Origin of the sequence: Streptococcus sp. FSL E2-3494 (assembly GCF_038007085.1) — a bacterium.
In the GTDB taxonomy this organism is placed as follows: Bacteria; Bacillota; Bacilli; order Lactobacillales; family Streptococcaceae; genus Streptococcus; species Streptococcus thermophilus.
Map to the genome: position 1 here is coordinate 794,143 of NZ_JBBOWN010000001.1, position 17,870 is coordinate 812,012.

The following is a 17,870-nucleotide window of genomic DNA, read 5'->3' on the forward strand; positions in this document are numbered from 1 at the left end:
CACTATCTTTAGAGATATCAAGCCAATCATCTTTTGTAAACTCACTAATAGTTTTCCCTAAGCGCTTTTTTTTAATTATTGCTGTTATAAATGCAGTAACCCCTTCTAGAGAAGCTGCTATAGCGGATATATAGGCTCCCTGTTTGAAAGTAGGTTTGCTTTTATTGTATATATCTCTTCAAGTATTAGTATCAATATCCTTTATATTACCTTTTTCATTATAAATAGTGGTTGAATAGGTTACACTAAACTAGACATATCTGTTCTACACTAAAGAAAAGAGGAGAACAGATATGTCTAGAAAAATTCGCCGTTACTTCACAGATGACTTCAAACAACAAATCGTTGACTTGCACAATGTAGGTAGAAAACGCAGTGAACTGATCAAAGAATATGATTTAACACCCTCAACCTTCGATAAGTGGGTTAAACAAGCAAGAATAACTGGTTCCTTTAAAACTGTCGATAATCTGACAGGTGAACAACGTGAGTTGATAGAACTCAGAAAACGAAATAAAGAGCTCGAAATGCAATTAGACATTCTAAAGCAATCGGCAGTGATTATGGCACGAAAAGGGAAATAATCACTGCTAACAAGGATAAATACAGCATTTCAGCCATGTGTCGTTGGTTGAAGATTCCTCGCTCTAGCTATTACTACAAAGCTGTAGTGCCAGTATCTGAGGTACAACTTGAAGAAATGGTGAAGCGCATTTTTCTTGACAGTAAGTCCAGATACGGCGCTAGGAAGATTAAGAAATGTCTGGAAGCACAAGGGATTACCTTGTCTCGCCGTCGGACTCGTCGCATCATGAAGAGATTGAATTGGGTTTCTGTTTACCAGAAGGCTACCTTCAAACCGCATTCTAAAGGGAAGAATGAAGCACCAGTTCCGAATTTCTTAGAGAGACAGTTTAACCAAAAAACCATTGGAAAACCTTGTGACGGACTTAACCTATGTTCGTGTTGCCAATCGTTGGGCTTACGTTTGCTTTATCATTGACCTCTTCAACCGTGAAATTATTGGCCTATCTTTTGGTTGGCACAAGACTGCTGACTTGGTCAAAGAAGCCATTCAAAGCATTCCCTACGCTCTCTGACCAAGGTCAAACTCTTCCATTCTGATCGTGGTAAGGAGTTTGATAATGCCTTGATTGATGAGATGTTAAAAGCCTTTGGCATCACACGTTTGCTGAGTCAAGCGGGTTGTCCTTATGACAATGCGGTAGCTGAGAGTACCTATCGCTCCTTCAAACTGGAGTTTATCAACCAAGAAAACTTCCGCTCTCTGGAAAAATTAACCCTTAAAACTAAGGATTATGTCCACTGGTGGAATCACCATCGCATCCACAGCACACTTAATTACCAAACACCCATGACTAAAAGAGCAATCGTTTAACAAAAACACTTTATAAATTTTGCACAGAAAAGTATTGCCTTTTCAATCAAGGAATCTACGCGTTCATCTATTGCTAGTAGCATTTCTCACGAGTTTAAAGGTCTTACGGAAATCAGAGATGAAAAGTTTAGGCAAGATACAGAAGGAAATGTAGCTGGTATGTTCAAAGTGTTGCTGAAATCTGGCTCTTGGGGGCTTAAACACATCCCATTGACCAAGGTAACACTGACATTTAACTTAGAATAAGAGGTAATCACGATGAAGAAAAATATTTTAACAACGGAACAAGCAAGTTTTTTGAAGCAGTACAATTTCTCACTATACCAAGAACGATTTGAGGTATTATGTGAAGCTCAAAAAGCTGAAAAGGACGGGCATCTAAATTTTGCCTCGGACGATGAATATAAAACATTCATTGATGCTGTAATGACTGAAGAATGGTCTGAAGAACTCTTTATGATCAACCTCTCAAATCCTATTGGATGTGAACACTTCCTTGCAGCACGAGAAGATGGCAATGGCGGACTAATTTGGTATGTCGTTGATTATAGTGAGGGAGACCGCTTCACTAAAGAACAAATTCAGTCGATTGTTCCAGAGGCATATCGATATAGTGCCTTTATGGTCTCTGAGATTGCTGCAGAAAAAGACTGGGGCCCAGAAGCCCAACACCAACGACTTGAACAAGCTAAAAAGCAAGCTCAAGAACATGAAAAGCCTATCGAGAACTTTCCAAAATCTCGTGTAGTCACAGATGAAGAAAGACAAGATGAACTTACACCAAGTTCTATTAGAACAGTAGCAGCAACTTTGAGACCTGCACAATAACTAATTATTTCTAAGTTATTATTCCAACTGTTAAATGTGATAGAGCTTCAAAAGAGATAGTTTTCCGAAACTGGAGCTGTCTTTTTTTCTTTGCTTATTTGAATTGGATCTAAAAAACTAGATGAACTTTTTCCAATTGAAGAATTAAAGGAAGACAAGCAACGAATAGTGGCTCTATAATTTCTGTAGTGGGTAAAACTACTGTAGAGATTATAGAGCTTTTTGAGTGTACACAAAAAGTCCCATAAGAACTATAATGAAAAGCAACCAAACCATCATTAGGAAGAACTTATGAGACTTATTAAGAATACCACAGAATTAATCGGAATCAAAGACCAAAATATCATTATTTCACTTGTTTTTGAAACTGACACTCATATCGAGATTCAAGCAAAACTTGATTACCCTGCACCATCATGTCCTCATTGCCATGGAAAAATGATCAAGTACGACTTTCAAAAGCCTTCTAAAATCCCTCTTCTCGAGCAAGCGGGAACGCCAACTCTACTACGTCTGAAAAAACGTCATTTCCAGTGTAAAAATTGTAGGAGAGTCACGGTAGCTGAGACATCTATCGTTGAGAAAAACTGCCAAATCTCCAATCTAGTCCAACAAAAAGTTACACAACTCCTAACTGAGAAGGTGTCACTAACTGATATTGCAAGAAGACTTCGCGTGTCGACGTCCACTGTCTATCGTAAGCTTGATCAGTTTACTTTCAAGGAACATTATGACAAACTCCCTGCCGTTATGTCCTGGGATGAGTTTGGGTTCAAGAAAGGGGAATTGGCTTTTGTGGCGCAGAATTATGAGACAAACGAACTCATAACCATCCTTGATAATCGCCGCCAAACTACTATACGAAACTACTTTTTGAAGTATCCATTGAAAGTCCGACAACAGGTACAGTTTATCACGATGGATATGTCTGGAGCTTATATTCCACTGGCTCGCAAGCTCTTTCCAAACGCAAAAATCGTTCTTGATCGTTTCCACATCATCCAGCACCTTGGACGTGCCTTTTTAAAGACAAGAATTGCAATTATGAACCAGTTCGATAAGAAGTCACTACCCTATCGAGCCCTGAAAAATCACTGGCGACTCTTCCAAAAAGACAGATGTAAGTTATCTCTCAACTCTTTCTATTTAAAGACTTTCCGTCAAGCTTTAGTACCACATGAAGTCGTTGCGAAGACACTAGTCTTTTCAAAAGAGCTTACTGACTACTATACACTTTATCAGCTTTTGCTTTTTCACTTTCAGGAGAAGAGAGTAGATGAGTTCTTTGAACTGATAGAGGAAAATAGGAGCAAGGTCAATCATTATTTTCAAACTGTCTTTAGGACTTTTCTTAGACACAAGCAATACATCAAAAACGCACTAGAAACGGACTATTCAAACGCGAAACTTGAAGCGACTAACAAGTTGATTAAAGACATCAAACGGTTGGTCTTTGGTTTTAGAAACTTCATCAACTTTAGGAAGCGTGTCTTCATCACTCTGAACATACAAAAAGAGAAAACCTATCCGGTCCTCTCTAGATGTTAGCTTTTCGTCACCCACTACAGTTGACAAAGAGCCGGAAATACAAAAAGTGGTTGTCAACTAAAGGTTGATAACCACTTTTTATCGTCATTTTGTTACATTTCCATCTTGTTTTAGGAAATGGATAATGGTTGTTTTCAATTCATCAAAATCTCCTTGAAACGTTGCAATTTCAACTGTTTTTTCAAGTCCATCATGTAAGGAAAGACTAGATTGGTAGCCATTCATTGCCAGAAACATATGTAAGGCAAGAACAGCAGTCCGTTTATTAGCATTATAAAAAGGGTGTTTCTTAATCAAGTTAATCCAAATAATAGCAGCCTTACTGTAAATATCCGGATAGAGAACTTTGCCGAAAATCTCCTGTTTTGGCTGTTCAACAATCATCTGCAAGCTATTAGGGTCAGCTATTCCAACGGGTTCCTTTGGAGAATATTTGCCAATAACCATAACATTGATTTTGATAATATCTGCAACGGTCAGATACCTCATTTATCCACCAATTCTTTCAAAAGTTCATCGTATTGGTTCATGGCTTTTTCTAGTTCTTTATCAAAATTAAATTTTGGCTCAGCTTTGCGAATGATGACATTGTTTCCTGAAGTAATGAATTCGATTTCTTCTCCGATTTCTGCTCCAAGAGTCTCTTTAATTTGATGTGGAATTGTAATAACCGTACTATTTCCTGTTTTTCTTAAGATAACATTCATGGCTCTACTCCTTTTGTATATACATTATAAAATGAACTTACAAAAAAGTAAAGTAAATACATTTGTTTTTCTCAATTACATAAGCTCCGAAAACTCATTTTTGTTAACCCTTGGTCTGAAATAATAGGTTATAAGTGATGAGAAACGAATAAAGTCTCTAATAGGTGCTTGGTATTACTGACATTTATCAAAGAATGATAAATGAGACAAAAAACCAGGTATTACGAAAAAAGGTAGAGTTTGAATTGAAATACAGTACAATTTACTGAATTTAGCCCCCCAAAAAAAGGCTTATTTTGAACTACACCCCAAAAGTTAGACAGAAAAAATCTAACTTGTGGTGTTTTTATTATGAGATAACTTATGATGATAAAGTTCTTATCTATAAACAGACAACATTGAATTTCTTGAATAATAATCAAAAGACTACTTTAAAATATTAGAACATTTAAGTATAATAAAACAGAATAATTAATAGTAAATCCCTGATAGCTATTTGGGGACCTGAAGACTTGATTTTTGGAGATTAAAAATGAAATCTGATTTTATGAAAAAAATTGATTCAAAGAAAAAAGCCATAATTTCTCTTATCGTACTATTATGTTTTGGTATAGGGTACTATCTACTTGTAATTTCACCACATCAAAAAGCGGTAAAGTCATTTAATGAAGTGACAGCCAGAATTCAAAAAGAAAACAGTAGCTTAGAGGAAACAATTAAAGTGTCTAAGAAACTACTTAGTAGTAAAGATAAGCCCTTAGACGAAAATCTGACGGTCGAACTAAAAAATGAATAGGTTACATTAAACTAGACAGAATTTATAAAGTGTTCTACACTAAAGAAAAGAGGAGAACAGATATGTCTAGAAAAATTCGCCGTTACTTCACAGATGACTTCAAACAACAAATCGTTGACTTGCACAATGTAGGTAGAAAACGCAGTGAACTGATCAAAGAATATGATTTAACACCCTCAACCTTCGATAAGTGGGTTAAACAAGCAAGAATAACTGGTTCCTTTAAAACTGTCGATAATCTGACAGGTGAACAACGTGAGTTGATAGAACTCAGAAAACGAAATAAAGAGCTCGAAATGCAATTAGACATTCTAAAGCAATCGGCAGTGATTATGGCACGAAAAGGGAAATAATCACTGCTAACAAGGATAAATACAGCATTTCAGCCATGTGTCGTTGGTTGAAGATTCCTCGCTCTAGCTATTACTACAAAGCTGTAGTGCCAGTATCTGAGGTACAACTTTAGGAAATGGTGAAGCGCATTTTTCTTGACAGTAAGTCCAGATACGGCGCTAGGAAGATTAAGAAATGTCTGGAAGCACAAGGGATTACCTTGTCTCGCCGTCGGACTCGTCGCATCATGAAGAGATTGAATTGGGTTTCTGTTTACCAGAAGGCTACCTTCAAACCGCATTCTAAAGGGAAGAATGAAGCACCAGTTCCGAATTTCTTAGAGAGACAGTTTAACCAACAAAAACCATTGGAAACCCTTGTGACGGACTTAACCTATGTTCGTGTTACCAATCGTTGGGCTTACGTTTGCTTTATCATTGACCTCTTCAACCGTGAAATTATTGGCCTATCTTTTGGTTGGCACAAGACTGCTGACTTGGTCAAAGAAGCCATTCAAAGCATTCCCTACGCTCTCTGACCAAGGTCAAACTCTTCCATTCTGATCGTGGTAAGGAGTTTGATAATGCCTTGATTGATGAGATGTTAAAAGCCTTTGGCATCACACGTTTGCTGAGTCAAGCGGGTTGTCCTTATGACAATGCGGTAGCTGAGAGTACCTATCGCTCCTTCAAACTGGAGTTTATCAACCAAGAAAACTTCCGCTCTCTGGAAGAATTAACCCTTAAAACCAAGGATTATGTCCACTGGTGGAATCACCATCGCATCCACAGCACACTTAATTACCAAACACCCATGACTAAAAGAGCAATCGTTTAACAAAAACACTTTATAAATTTTGCACAGAAAAGTATTGCCTTTTCAAGGTATTGTCTCCTTAATTGAGTTTTAGATGGATGTCGGTTAATCCGTTCATAATAACTTGATTCAGGAACATCAAGGAGTTGACAGCTTAGTCTGACATTGAGTGCTAAAGTTTGTATGGTTTGAGTCATATCCGCAGCACTCACTTCTTTTTCTCGGCGAATATGGTCAATACTTTTTTTAAGATGTCTCGTTCTTCCTTAACTTTAGCCAGTTGTCTTTTTAATTCTAGAAAATCAGCTTTAGAGACGGAGCTTTCATTAGATTTAGAGCAGAGGTCTATCCATTTATAAATTGTTGCAGGGGCCACGTCGTATTCTTTAGACAGCTGGGTGACGGATTGACCAGAATGATAGAAGGCGATAAGGGTTTCTTTAAATTCTTTTGAGTAGCGTTTTTTCATGTTTTTGTCCTTTGTCTAAATTATACAATAGTGACTCTAAGATTTAAGGATAACATCACCACTATAAAAAATATAAGCTATTTTTTTCTCCTAGAAATAAGTAGTTTTGATTTTACTTCAATTACAAGCATTATACGCTTATAACACTCATTCTTATTATATCACTCAGAAATAATGAAAGAAGAGTAAAATAAAAAATTACGAAATTTAGTAAAATTAGACAAAGGAAAATTATGTAATATCTATATTTAGCAAATGGTGAGTAGGCAAGTCTATTTTGTATCGCTTTAACAGTATAAGAAAGACTGTATTTTTTGATTTGAAATATGGTTAAATTTATTCGATTTTGGAATTTGAAAATATAAGTTTAGGAAGAAAGAGATAGTTTCACATCTGAGCTATCTCTTTTTCTATCCACTTATTTCAATCTTCCTAACTATCAGTTTTTTTCTGAAAATAAAAGGAAATTAGTTTGAAAAAACCCTCTCATAAAAAAGCTAATCTATTAGAAAACTAAGTGATACTATGTTATAATTTAACATGGTTAGGTCTCGATAAAATCAAGGAAAAAGTGTATAGAATGTGTTTCCGGCCCTTATATCTTGGGACCGTAAAATACTTATCAGATTCTTAGACTGTTCCTTGCTATCTTATGAAAGTTTGAGACAGGAAAATAAAAAATGTACTAGCTAGAAAAAATAGGAAATAAAAAATGACAGAAAAAATTTCCGTAATTATTCCCGTTTACAATGTAGAAAATCAACTCCAGACCTGTCTAGACAGTGTCTTGAGTCAGACCTATCAAAATCTTGAAATCATCCTTATCAATTATGGATCAACAGACAATAGTGATGCCATTTGCCGTAGTTATGCCGCTAGGGATTCTCGCATCCTCTATTTTAAAAAAGATAATGGAGGGCTTTCAGATGCTCGCCATATTGGTATTCGTCAGGCTAAGGGAACTTACGTCACCTATGTGGATGCTGAGGATTGGGTAGAGCCAACCTATCTGGAGGAACTTTATAAGACGCTTCAGGCTCATAAGGCGGATATCGCAGTAGCCAATTACAGTGTCTATAAGGAATCGGAAGATCTCTTTTATTTTTATATCAAGGATGAAGATTATTATGAGCAGGTTTATTCACCAGCTCAGATTATTGATGGACTCTTTGAAGAAACCAATAACATCAATATTGCTCTGATCTCAGCCACTGGGAAACTCTACAAACGTTCCTTGTTTAATGACTTGCTTTTCCCGAAAGAGCATGCAGGAGAGGATGGTTTTTTCAACCTTAAAGCCTATCTCATGAGTGAGCGTACGGTTTATCTCAACAAGGGACTTTATGTATATCGTGAGAGTCCAGAGATGCCATCAGCGACTTGGATGCAAGACTGGATGATGACCTTGGTTTATGCCATGGAAGAACGCTTGGCTATTGTTGCTAGTCATGGTTTCCCTTTGGAGAAATACATGGTCACCTACCGTCAGATGCTAGAGGCTTGCTTGAAAAATGTGGAGGAGCAAGGTCTCAGGGATTCTGATGCTTACCGCTCCATTCAGGAGAAATTCCAGGTCTTGAGTTTAGCTCCTCAACGTTATGAGACTAAAAAGCGTGCTATTGTTCTTGCGGCTAACTATACTTATGTTTACCAAGTGCTTACGACTATCAAATCCATCGTTTTCCATCATCGTAACATTCGTTTTTACTTGATTAACGATGATTTCTCTCAAGAGTGGTTTAGAGGACTAAACCGTCATTTGGCTGCCTTTGGTAGTGAAGTGATTAACTGTCGTGTGGATAGTAGTCATATCAAGCAATTCAAGACTAATAGCAACTATGCAAGCTATCTTCGCTATTTTGTGGCGGACTTTGTGTCTGAGGAACGAGCTCTTTATTTGGACAGTGACATGGTGGTTACCGGTTCTCTGGAAGACCTCTTTACCCTTGATTTGCAAGGCCGTCCTTTGGCTGCTGTACGTGACTATGCTGTTCAAGGTCAGGATCGTCAGGCAATGTTTGATGCAGGCTTCATGGTGATTGATACGGCTTATTGGAAGCAGTACAACATGAGACGTCACTTAATTGACATGACTAGCGAATGGCATGATAAGGTACCATTTGCGGAGCAGTCAATTCTTAATATGGTTTTTTGTAACAACTGGTTGACGTTGTCTTTTGACAACAACTACGCTGTGACCAAGTCTAGTCTATCTGGTTACCATTTGCCAAATGGTCAAGACTATCCTAAGGTTTTACATTATACTTCACACCGTAAGCCCTGGTTACCTTTGGCTTGCCAAGCTTATCGCGAGGTCTGGTGGTTCTATGCTCAAATGGATTGGTCAGGGGTTGCCGAAAATGCCGCTTTATTGCCACTTTCAGAGGACATGATTTATCCTAAGGGCCGTCCATTTACTTGTTTGGTCTACACCAACATTTCAGAAATCCCTCATTTGACGGACCTTATCTCGGCTCTTCCTAAGGTACAGTTTAAAATTGCCTCACGCCAGCATGTGACAGACAAATTGGCCCAATTGATTACCTATCCAAATGTGACAGTTTACTCAGCCATTGCAGGTTTAAATGGGCTAGATTTGGAATTGGTGCGTACTAGTGACTTGCTTTTGGATATTAATCCAGGTAGAAAAGTAGTGGAAATTCTTGATGCCTTTAGGTTTGAAAACAAACCAATCTTAGGATTTGAGGACCTCAAGTCAACCAAACATAATCAGCAAACCTACTCAAGAGATCGTTGGAAGGAGATGGCTGAGACCATTCGCCAGATGCGTAAGAAGAGTCTGTAATCCATTATTTGGATAAGTGGGCTGCAATTTAGTTTATGTCTCATTTCTAACGACATAACATCAGCCTGTCTATAGGGCAGGAAATAGGAGTAACAGAAAAAAATTAGTCAATCGATAATCACCAAATGTGTGTTATGGACCATCTTTTTCCTCTTTATTTATTGTTTAGGAAATCGCTTGGTTCTACCATTTGTGGATTTGAAAAAATGCAAATATTTTTGGGGAATCCATGGGTTCCTTGGGTTTCTCTAGTGCCATGATGGGTGGGAACCTCAGTTCTATGTCTCTTTTTTCAGTAGGCTTGTCACCCTGGATGTCAATGCATTGATGGTTACCTCTATTACTTCAAGGAAGATGGTAGCCAATCTAAGAGGGAAAGTATCGAAAAAATGGCATTAAATATTACTATGAGCCAGAATCAGGTATTCTCGCTAACGGTCGCTACCTCCAAGTAGGTGATGACCAGTGGATGTACTTTAAACAGGACGGTTCACTGGCTATTGGACAAGTTCGTGCTTCTATCTAGACTTCTTTCGAAATAGTCTTGATAGTAGTCTATGAAGAGTGTAGAATCTTTTTCAAAAAAGGATATAGGTATGCTCACCAAGATAGCATTTCTTTCCGAATTTGATGATAGTATAAATCAAATGTTAACCTTGAGAAAAGTAGAACTCATTGAAGAAGCGAATCAGAAGAATTTTATTTATTATCAAGCAGAAGTCGTTTTCCTCTGGCTTGTTTTCCAGTTGGATCAAAGTAGCATTTTTGATGATTAATAATCTGATAATAATATAGACGGTGAGAATATTTTTGATGTGATCGCGAACGGAGGATGGGCTACAGGCGCCTCTCATAAGAACAAAATACTGATAGAATTCCAATAGAATACAAAAAGGACATGTTTCTGACTAAAGCAGATTCATGTCCTTTTTGTATTCTATTGGAAAAGGTCTTCCTTATGTTTTCATTGCTTTCATGGTATAATCAAGAGGATATTATCTTGGAAATGTTACCATAAGCCTAGGTAACAACATTTTTAGAGATAGCAATTTGCAAACAAAATGGTAAATAGTAAAGGGAGACTCAAATGATTACGTCAGAAGAAATCAAAGCACGTCTGTGGAATGGAGCTACCGAGCTTCGTGGTTCAATGGACGCTAGCCGTTACAAGGACTACATGTTAGGACTCATGTTCTATAAATTTCTGAGTGACAAAACACTCAAAACCTTTGCGGAACTATCAGGGCTTTCTACTGATGTGGACGTGTTTGAGGAATATCAAAAGGCCCACGAATTATACGGAAAAGATTTGGAGAAGATGATCAGTGATAATTTGGGGTATGTAGTCAAACCTAAGTACTTGTATCAAAAATGGCTGAATGACATGAATACAGGACGGTTTGAAGTTCAGACGGTTACTGAAAGTCTAGGCGAATTTGAACGTAGTGTCGTTTCAACAGACGAGACAGATGATTTTAATGGTCTTTTCTCAAGCTCAACTTTGGATTTGTCTGATACAGCTCTTGGTAGTGACTTGAATACACGAAGCAAGAACATCCAGGCACTTATTCGTCTATTTGAAGACTTGGACATGGTTGCTCTCCAAAAGAGTGATATTTTAGGGGATGCCTATGAGTACTTGATTGGGCAGTTCGCTATGGAGTCTGGGAAAAAGGCTGGCGAATTTTACACTCCTCACCAGGTTAGTGAAGTCATGGCTCAGATAGTTGCGACAAATAAGTCTCTAACCTCTATCTATGACCCAACCGTTGGTTCAGGCTCACTTCTTTTGACTGTAAAAAAACATCTATCTGAAGAGCAGCAGAAGGTTCTTAGCTATTACGGACAAGAAAAAAATACAGCGACTTACAACTTGACACGTATGAACCTCTTACTTCATGGTGTACGTCCTGAGAAAATGAGCATTAAAAACGGTGATACCCTTGCACAAGACTGGCCAGAAGATCCTGAGCGTCCAGATGAAGGTGTACAGTTCGATGCGGTTGTTATGAACCCACCTTATTCGATTAAGAATTGGAACCGTGTTGGCTTAAAAGCTTCAGACCCACGCTTTGAAATTGTAAGTGTACTACCTCCAGATTCAAAAGGGGATTTTGCCTTCCTACTTCATGGGCTTTATCACCTATCAACTACTGGTACAATGGCTATTGTGTTACCTCATGGGGTGCTTTTCCGTGGAGGTGCAGAAGGCGAGATTCGTCAGAAGCTCATTGAAAAGAATCAGATTGATACCGTTATTGGTCTACCAAGCAATCTATTCTCTAATACAGGGATTCCAGTATGTATCATCATTTTGAAGAAGAATCGTGACTTAAATGAGCCTGTTCTCTTTATTGATGCTTCGCATAGCTTTATTAAAGTAGGGAAGCAAAATGTCCTTCAAGAAAAAGATATTGCTAAGATTGTAGATACATACAGTAATCGTACAGAAGAAGAAGGATATAGTCATTTAGCGAGTCGAAAGGAACTCATCAGCAATGAGTTTAATATGAACATTCCTCGCTACGTGACAGCTATAGACAATGAGATTGCTCACGATGTTGATGCCCACTTATACGGAGGTATTCCAAAAGCGAATATTGAAAACTTGAAGATTCTCAATCAATTAGTACCAGATGTTTTAGAACAAGCCTTCACTGAAAAGCGTCCTGGCTATTTGGCTTTAAACAAAACGATTGATGCATTTTCAGATGAGGTGTTATCTAGCACTGTCGTTCAAGAGACAATGACACAAGTGAAAGAAACAGTTGAAGCTTATCTGAATACCTATTGGACCCAGTTGCATGAGCTTGGTAAGGAACGTGGCTCTAGACAGGTTAAAGAAGCCATGTTAGCGGATATCAAACATCAGCTATCAGCCTTTGAACAACTTGACAGTTATGACGGCTATCAGATGATTGCTGAGATTTGGACTAATAGTCTTGAACATGACTCAGAGTTTATTGAACAGTTAGGATTTTACCAAGCTGGTCGAACACGTGAGCCTAATATGGTCAAAAAAGGGAAGAAAAAAGAACCAGTTCAAGACGGTTGGAATGGGGTTGTTGTTCCAAATAGTCTTATTGCTAGTGAGTTTTATGCCAAAGAGTTAGCTGAAATTGAGGCTTTCAAATCACGTATTGTTGAAATTGAAAGCGAAATGAGTGAGCTTGTAGAAAATGCTAAGGTAGAAGATAGTGATGAGTACAATGCACTCTTTGACTCTCTTAAAAAGAATGAAGAGGGTGAAGCCCAAGACAGTTTTGAAGGCAAGTCGATTAAAGCAAGTTTGAAAGAGGCTGAAAAAGGGTCTCTTGAGTATGACCTTCTCAAGAAAGTCGATGACTTGACCAAAGAAAAATCGGCTGTCAATAAAATGATTAAGACCAAAGAGCAAGAGTTAAAAGAATTAGTGGCTGATCGCATTCTTCAATTGACAGATGAAGAAGTAGACCAACTCCTTTACAAAAAATGGTTTGGTTCAGTTATCGAAAAAGTGGAGGACTTAGTAGAATCCTCTCTTAAGTCTGAGATTGCAGTGATAGACGAATTGAACAAACGTTACTCTGAAACATTAGATAGTCTAGATGATGAAATCTCTAAACTGGAAAAAGAACTGGAAGCAATGATGAAGGAATTGGTGGTGCTTTAATGACGAATAGTAAACATCTACCCAAAAGACGGTTTAAAGAGTTTGAATTAGATGGTGAGTGGGAACAATTAAAGTTAGGGGATCATGCCAATATTCTAACAGGTGGGACACCGAATACTTCTATATCTAGTTATTGGGAACCTAAAGAGATACCTTGGATGTCGTCAGGAGAAGTCAATAAAAGAAGACTTGATAAGACTGATAATATGATTTCAAATGATGGAATTCGTAACTCTAGTGCTCGTTGGGTGAAAAAACATTCAATTCTCATTGCATTAGCTGGACAAGGAAAGACACGTGGAATGGTTGCGGTTAATAATATTCCGTTAACAACTAATCAATCAGTTGCCGCTATTGAACCAGATAAAACACTAAACTATGAATTTGTCTTTCAGAATTTATCTAAACGATATGATGAACTCCGTCTGATATCATCCGGAGATGGAAGCCGTGGGGGACTTAACAAACAAATTGTCTCTGATATATCAATCGCTTGTCCGAACGTTAATGAGCAAGAACTGATTGGTAATTTTTTAGCTGATTTTGATAGCCTTATCACTATGAATCAGCATAAACTTGATAAACTCAAAAATCTGAAAAAAGCCTATCTCTCAGAAATGTTTCCAGCTGAAGGTGAGCGCGTGCCGAAACGTCGTTTACCTGGTTTTGAAGGGGAGTGGAGTACGAAGAAACTTCGAGAAATCACATCCCTGATAACGAAGGGAACAACTCCTCTAGAGAAATCTGGAGAAGGTGAAGTAAACTTTATAAAAGTGGAAAATTTAGATGCTTCTAACGGGAAAATATTATCATGTTCTAAAATTTCTAGCGAAGAACATAATGGGTATTTAAAACGATCACAACTTAATGAGAATGATATTTTATTTTCGATTGCTGGTACATTAGGTAGAATAGGTATAGTAGAATCTAGAATTTTACCAGCAAATACAAATCAGGCTCTTGCTATTATTAGAAATAAAAGATCTAATCTAAGGTATTTAGCAATAGCACTTAAGAGTGGGTCTATTACTAATTTTATTCTCAGTAATCCAACAATTGGGGCACAGCCAAATTTATCTTTAGAACAAGTAGGAAGTTTAGAAATACCATTTCCTTCATTAGATGAACAGAAACAAATTGGCGAATTTTTCCATAAGCTTGATCAGTCAATCACTCTCCAACAACAAAAACTAGACAAACTAAAAGATTTGAAAAAAGCTTATTTGAATGAATTATTCGTGTAACATCAGCTCCAGTTTGAGATAGAAAGGACACGTATGAGTAATGCTCCAAAAAATGCTTCAGAAAAGGCATTTCAGGAAAATTTCGTAAAAGAATTAACGAAGTTTAGGTGGCAAGCTCCCGATAAACTTAATGGTAATCTACATAAAGTAACTGTTCAAGACCTTATTAATAACTGGCGTGATGAACTAAATCGTATCAATGCGGACATCTTAGAGGGTGTTGCCTTGACGGATAATGAGTTCCAGCAGGTTATGGCGAAGGTCAAACAGATATCAAATAGTTATGAAGCCGCAAAGATCCTATCAATGGAAGGTTCAACGGGTAAAATCGACGGTATCTATCGTGACAGTCACCCAGATGTTACTAGACGACAAATCACCCTAACGATTCTGAGAAAGGCTCAAGTTAGTGGTGGAGACTCTAATTATCAAATTGCGCGTGAAGTACAGACTGACTATAATAACCGATTTGATATTGTCCTATTAATTAATGGACTGCCATTAATTAATATTGAGCAAAAACGTACGGATAAAACATTAGACGAAGCCTTTGGACAATTTAAGCGTTATTATCGTGATGGTGAATATACCAATAACTTCATGGCATTTTCACAAATGATGGTTGTGACAAGTGAGATTGAAACACGTTACTTTGCGACACCTAAAACACTCAACGATTTCAACCCTGCTTTTGTATTCCACTGGTCGCTTGTGAGAAAAAGTCAAGTTGATGGTAAGTTCTTGGGTCATCGTATTCTGACTGATTATCGAGAGGTCATTGAACATTTCTTAAAGATTCCTATGGCCCATCAAATGGTTGGGGATTATTTGATAATAAATGAAGATAAATTTGAAGAAAATCGCCGTCATATGTTGATGCGACCTTATCAAGTCCACGCGTTACAAGCCATTGAAAAGGCCGTTTTTGGCTCGCCAAATGATAGTATACCGCACGGTGGTTTTGTCTGGCATACAACTGGTTCAGGAAAGACCATCACAAGTTTTAAGACAGCTCAGGTTTTAGCCACTCGAACGGAGTATGATAAGGTAGTCTTCTTATTAGATAGACGTGATCTTGACGACCAAACTTCAGAAGCTTTTAAGGCTTATTCTGTTTATGAATCGGTAAATGTGGATGATACAAAAAGCACCTATCAACTTAGAAGACAATTGATGTCTGCTAAGAGTGGGATTGTTGTTACAACAACCTTTAAACTATATAACCTCGTTGAAAGTCTTGTTAAAGGACAGGATGATAGCCTAAAAGAGAAGAAAATAATCTTTATTATTGATGAGGCCCATCGGACAACTATGGGTGGTATGATGGCTAAAATTAAAGAGTATTTCTTTCAAAATGGTTTGTTCTTTGGTTTTACCGGGACACCTTTGTTTGATGAAAATAAGGCTAAAGGTAAAGTCAATAAACGTAGCGAGCTCATTAATACGACTGAAAAGCTCTTTGGCCCCTTGCTCCATCAATACACTATCGATGAAGCGATTGCGGACGGTAATGTCTTAGGTTTTCATGTTGATTACATCAATACAGGCGAGTTTAGAAATTATGATGAACTCCGTGAGCAACTGATTGAGACCTTATCTGAGCAACACCCAGAAAAAGGTGAGAAAGCCATCGCACGAGAGGTCTATCAGTGGGATGATTTGGAGGTTGAAAGCAAGGCTGCAGAAGAAGGTATCTTAATCTACCAAGATGAGACTCATATTCCACGAGTAGTTGAAGAAGTGCTAGATGGTTGGCAGGAACAGTCTCAAAACGGAGAGTTTAATGCAATCCTCACGGCTGCATATAAAGAGCGTGTAATTGCTTATTACCATGAATTTAAGAAACAAATTGCTGAGAAATTTAAAGATGGTGAAGCTAAACCCAATGTCGCCATGACGTTTAGCTTTGGAAACGAGAATGATCCAGATAATATTGCTCAAGAAGTCGTTGATGAGATGTTTGAAGATTATGCTAGTTTTACTGGTATTTCCTTTGTTCCTGGTAATAAGACTCATGGTGAAGCAGCCTACTTTGAAGATGTAACAGACCGTATGAAACGTGGGGGCAGTGGTAGAAACCCTAAGAATATCGATATTCTTATTGTTGCTGACCAATTACTAACAGGTTATGACTCAAAACGTATTAACACCCTTTATGTTGATAGACGTCTTGAACTTCAAGGCTTGATTCAGGCTTATTCTAGAACAAATCGTGTTTTTGGTTCTTCTAAAGAATTCGGAACGATTATTAATTTCCAATATCCAAGAATGACACAAGAGCTTGTTAGGGCTGCCCTTGAACTTTATGGTAGCGGGGGTAATAATAGTAAAGTTATCGTTGCTAAGTATGAGGATGCTGTCGATGAACTGAATAAGCGAATGGTTAATCTCATCCAAGAACTTTCAGACCCAACACGATGGATAGACCTACGTGACGATGAAGACGGCAAAAAACGATTTAAAGCAGCATTCGAAGAAGCTGCTAAACAGTTAAATGTTGTTAAACAATATTATGAATTTGTCTGGGATAATAAGCGTTTTGGCCTTGATGAGCATAAGTGGCTTCAGTATATAGGTGCTTATAGAAACCTTTTCCCTAGAGGTGGAGATGGACCAGAAGAGGAAGTCATTAGAGAATTACAAGGGAGAACTAAACTTCAAGGATCTCAAGTCATTGATGCTCAGAGCATCTTAGAGTTAATTGGAAATAAGACGACAACAGAAGGTGGTTATATTGTAATCAATGATAATAATTTGGTCTTAATTCAAGAGCAAATCCAAGAGTTGAGTAACCTTGGGGAACATGAAAAGGCTGAGTCTTTGAAACGTTTTGTTAATGAAGAATTACGAGGTGGTCACATTCCGGCTACTAGCAATTTTGATGAAGCCTTTCAGGATTGGCAGGACAAACAACAATTCAAAGAAGTTAAAGCATTTGCGTCCGAGTGGGGGATTGATGCTGATTTACTTAGTAAGTCGCTTAAAGAGTACAGTCTTATCAAGCCAGAAGAGATTCCATTTCGTGATGATATCTCTAAAACATTGGATCCTGATAAAGCTACCAATACCTTTGCAGGCAATAAGTTGATGCTTAATATGAAATTAGGTCCTGTTCTTCAAAAATGGATGCGTGAAATCAAACAGAAATATAAGTGATAACTCAAATAAAGAGTCAGGATTTTTCCTGGCTCTTTGAATTTTGAGAGGTATCATAGGCGATATAAAGAACGGTTATTATACACTAGGTTTCTTTCGGGTTGGAATTGTTTAAA

General features: G+C 37.7%; 9 protein-coding genes and 4 pseudogenes. 10 read left to right on the top strand and 3 right to left on the bottom strand.

The genetic code is table 11. The features are described 5' to 3' along the window. Positions 1 to 293: 293 nt before the first annotated feature. From NST05_RS04160 to NST05_RS04170, 3 genes and pseudogenes are all read left to right on the top strand, one after another. Positions 294 to 1,399: pseudogene (locus tag NST05_RS04160) on the top strand (IS3 family transposase). 258 nt (positions 1,400 to 1,657) lie between these two features. Then, positions 1,658 to 2,227 (top strand): hypothetical protein, encoded by a 570-nt coding sequence (locus NST05_RS04165; RefSeq protein ID WP_084828951.1) that lies wholly within the window; start codon positions 1,658 to 1,660, stop codon positions 2,225 to 2,227. A 291-nt stretch (positions 2,228 to 2,518) separates the two neighbouring features. Beyond that, positions 2,519 to 3,768: pseudogene (locus NST05_RS04170) on the top strand (ISL3 family transposase). A gap of 91 nt (positions 3,769 to 3,859) precedes the next feature. On the opposite strand, the gene NST05_RS04175 reads toward NST05_RS04170, so the two are convergent. Together NST05_RS04175 and NST05_RS04180 are read right to left on the bottom strand one after the other, a co-directional pair. After that, positions 3,860 to 4,264 (bottom strand): type II toxin-antitoxin system death-on-curing family toxin, encoded by a 405-nt coding sequence (locus NST05_RS04175; protein ID WP_084828954.1) that lies wholly within the window; start codon positions 4,262 to 4,264, stop codon positions 3,860 to 3,862. Further along, complete coding sequence (locus tag NST05_RS04180; RefSeq protein ID WP_084828953.1) at positions 4,261 to 4,482, bottom strand: AbrB/MazE/SpoVT family DNA-binding domain-containing protein; 222 nt, start codon at positions 4,480 to 4,482, stop codon at positions 4,261 to 4,263. The genes NST05_RS04175 and NST05_RS04180 overlap by 4 nt, the downstream gene beginning before the upstream one ends. Positions 4,483 to 5,014: 532 nt before the next feature. On the opposite strand from NST05_RS04180, the gene NST05_RS04185 reads away from it, so the two are divergent. Further along, entirely contained in the window at positions 5,015 to 5,278 is a 264-nt protein-coding gene (locus NST05_RS04185) for a hypothetical protein (RefSeq protein WP_084828952.1), read from the top strand. 62 nt (positions 5,279 to 5,340) lie between these two features. Beyond that, positions 5,341 to 6,448: pseudogene (locus tag NST05_RS04190) on the top strand (IS3 family transposase). Between the two features lie 32 nt (positions 6,449 to 6,480). Here NST05_RS04190 and NST05_RS04195 read toward each other — a convergent pair. Next, positions 6,481 to 6,896: pseudogene (locus NST05_RS04195) on the bottom strand (transposase); the annotation flags it as partial. Positions 6,897 to 7,608: 712 nt separating this feature from the next. On the opposite strand from NST05_RS04195, the gene NST05_RS04200 reads away from it, so the two are divergent. The 5 genes from NST05_RS04200 (at position 7,609) to NST05_RS04225 (ending at position 17,754) form a co-directional block, all read left to right on the top strand. Next, positions 7,609 to 9,702 carry a glycosyltransferase gene (locus NST05_RS04200; RefSeq protein WP_084828950.1) on the top strand — a complete coding sequence of 698 codons (2,094 nt, stop codon included), beginning with the start codon at positions 7,609 to 7,611 and terminating at the stop codon, positions 9,700 to 9,702. Between the two features lie 557 nt (positions 9,703 to 10,259). Beyond that, positions 10,260 to 10,478 (top strand): hypothetical protein, encoded by a 219-nt coding sequence (locus tag NST05_RS04210; RefSeq protein ID WP_084828949.1) that lies wholly within the window; start codon positions 10,260 to 10,262, stop codon positions 10,476 to 10,478. Positions 10,479 to 10,789: 311 nt separating this feature from the next. Then, complete coding sequence (locus tag NST05_RS04215; RefSeq protein WP_084828948.1) at positions 10,790 to 13,354, top strand: type I restriction-modification system subunit M; 2,565 nt, start codon at positions 10,790 to 10,792, stop codon at positions 13,352 to 13,354. Beyond that, positions 13,354 to 14,598 carry a restriction endonuclease subunit S gene (locus NST05_RS04220; RefSeq protein ID WP_084828947.1) on the top strand — a complete coding sequence of 415 codons (1,245 nt, stop codon included), beginning with the start codon at positions 13,354 to 13,356 and terminating at the stop codon, positions 14,596 to 14,598. Before NST05_RS04215 ends, NST05_RS04220 begins: the two co-directional genes overlap by 1 nt. A 33-nt stretch (positions 14,599 to 14,631) precedes the next feature. Next, positions 14,632 to 17,754: a type I restriction endonuclease subunit R gene (locus NST05_RS04225; protein ID WP_084828946.1), complete on the top strand. Its 3,123-nt coding sequence runs from the start codon at positions 14,632 to 14,634 to the stop codon at positions 17,752 to 17,754. The last annotated feature ends 116 nt before the right edge of the window (positions 17,755 to 17,870 follow it).

Excerpts from the sequence above, each read along its gene's own strand:
- NST05_RS04165 (WP_084828951.1), top strand. The coding sequence starts at position 1,658 with ATGAAGAAAAATATTTTAACAACGGAACAAGCAAGTTTTTTGAAGCAG.
- NST05_RS04175 (WP_084828954.1), bottom strand. The coding sequence starts at position 4,264 with ATGAGGTATCTGACCGTTGCAGATATTATCAAAATCAATGTTATGGTT.
- NST05_RS04180 (WP_084828953.1), bottom strand. The coding sequence starts at position 4,482 with ATGAATGTTATCTTAAGAAAAACAGGAAATAGTACGGTTATTACAATT.
- NST05_RS04185 (WP_084828952.1), top strand. The coding sequence starts at position 5,015 with ATGAAATCTGATTTTATGAAAAAAATTGATTCAAAGAAAAAAGCCATA.
- NST05_RS04200 (WP_084828950.1), top strand. The coding sequence starts at position 7,609 with ATGACAGAAAAAATTTCCGTAATTATTCCCGTTTACAATGTAGAAAAT.
- NST05_RS04210 (WP_084828949.1), top strand. The coding sequence starts at position 10,260 with ATGAAGAGTGTAGAATCTTTTTCAAAAAAGGATATAGGTATGCTCACC.
- NST05_RS04215 (WP_084828948.1), top strand. The coding sequence starts at position 10,790 with ATGATTACGTCAGAAGAAATCAAAGCACGTCTGTGGAATGGAGCTACC.
- NST05_RS04220 (WP_084828947.1), top strand. The coding sequence starts at position 13,354 with ATGACGAATAGTAAACATCTACCCAAAAGACGGTTTAAAGAGTTTGAA.
- NST05_RS04225 (WP_084828946.1), top strand. The coding sequence starts at position 14,632 with ATGAGTAATGCTCCAAAAAATGCTTCAGAAAAGGCATTTCAGGAAAAT.